This is a genomic window from Variovorax sp. GrIS 2.14, assembly GCF_046115955.1.
In the GTDB taxonomy this organism is placed as follows: Bacteria; Pseudomonadota; Gammaproteobacteria; order Burkholderiales; family Burkholderiaceae_C; genus Variovorax.
This window is the reverse complement of the sequence record NZ_JBJXIA010000091.1, coordinates 1-1411: the sequence shown is the minus strand read 5'-3', so window position 1 is coordinate 1411 and position 1411 is coordinate 1. Positions and strand designations below refer to the sequence as shown.

Annotated in this window: 1 protein-coding gene and 1 pseudogene; one reads left to right on the top strand and one right to left on the bottom strand. The window is 61.8% G+C overall.

What is annotated here, in order from left to right; genetic code table 11:
* The coding region (gene istA, locus RCH10_RS27640; RefSeq protein ID WP_409054846.1) for an IS21 family transposase at positions 1–884 on the bottom strand (884 nt) is incomplete at its 3' end.
* A 173-nt stretch (positions 885–1057) separates the two neighbouring features.
* Here istA and RCH10_RS27635 point away from each other — a divergent pair.
* Positions 1058–1287 (top strand): annotated as a pseudogene (locus RCH10_RS27635) (IS3 family transposase); the annotation flags it as partial.
* Positions 1288–1411: the final 124 nt, after the last annotated feature.

Sequence of the window (1411 nt, the reverse complement as noted above, 5' to 3'; positions counted from 1 at the left end):
TTCAGATCGACCAGCAGCTCGGCGATGGCGCCGTTGAGCTCGGCCAGGCTGAAGAAGCGCCGGTTGCGCAGCCGCGCCAGAATCCATCGCTCGACCACGAGTACCGCGTTCTCGACCTTCGGCTTGTCACGTGGATGAGCGGGCCGTGCCGCGAGCAGCGCACAACCGTAATGGCTGGCGAACTCGTCGTACAGTCGGTTAGGTTCAGGGTCGTAGCGGTCCGGGCTCTTGATCAGCGCACGCGCCTGATCGGGCACGATCAGGCGCGGCACCCCACCCAGGAACTCCAGGGCGTGCACCTGGGCGCCGATCCAGTCGGCGGTGGTCTGGCGCGCGGTTGCGCAAGCGTAGGTGTAATTCGACGCGCCGAGCGTGGCCACGAAGATCTGCGCGGCGGTGATCTCGCCGGTGGCCGCGTCAACGAGCGGCACGGTCTGGCCGGCGTAGTCGACGAACAGCTTCTCGCCGGCGATGTGGGTCTGGCGCATCGAGCGCTTCAGACTCATCGCCCAGGCGCGGTACTTCACGCAGAAGCTCGTGTACTTGTAGGCCAGCGTGTTGTCCCTGGCGTACTCCTCCCACAGCAGCTGCAGGGTGACGCCGGCGCGCTTGAGCTCCTGGTGCACGGCCGCGAAGTCGGGCGCGAGCTGGTGGCCGCTGCGCGGCATCGGCGGGCGGTAAAGCCGGGCTTCGAGTTCTTCGTCGGTGAGCGTCTGCGCAAGCACCCAGTCCACGCCCGCCGCGCGGGCCAGCGAGACGTACTTGCCCGTCACGCTCTTGGAGATCTTGAGCGCGAGGCCGACTTCGCTGTAGCTCAACCCTGCCTGCAGGTGCAGGCGCAATGTCTCTCGGATTCGGCGCATGGTGATTCTGTTGGTGGGCATCAGGCTTGAACCGCAAAAGGCGGTGAGCTTGAGGCCCGGTCAAAAGATCACTTGCGCGCTCCCCAAATCGTCCACGATCACGCTGAAACAGCGTCCACGATCAATTTGAAATGCCGTCCACGATCACGCTGAAATCGCGTCCACGTTCAGCCTGAAACGCCGTCCACGATGGGCTGAAATATGCATCTCGCAAGGGCTGCTCGCCTGATAACTTTGCATGCGAAGGCTTCTTCGGTCGCACGAAAACTGAACTGTTCTACCCTCGGGACTGGAAGGACACCACGGTCGAGCAATTCTTCAATGAAGTAAATTCGTACATCCGCTGGTACAACGAGGCGGATCGAGATCTCCCTCGGCTCTCAGCCCCATCGAATACCGAAAGAGTCTTGGACTTGAGACATAAAACCAGTCCAAGTTTTTTTCCGCAACCCCGCTTCTTGCCAGGCCGAGCGTTTCAAGGAGCTCAAGCACCGGGTAGATCTGTTTCAGGGCATCAACCAGCTGTGTCTTTTCCCGATTGCTCAGGC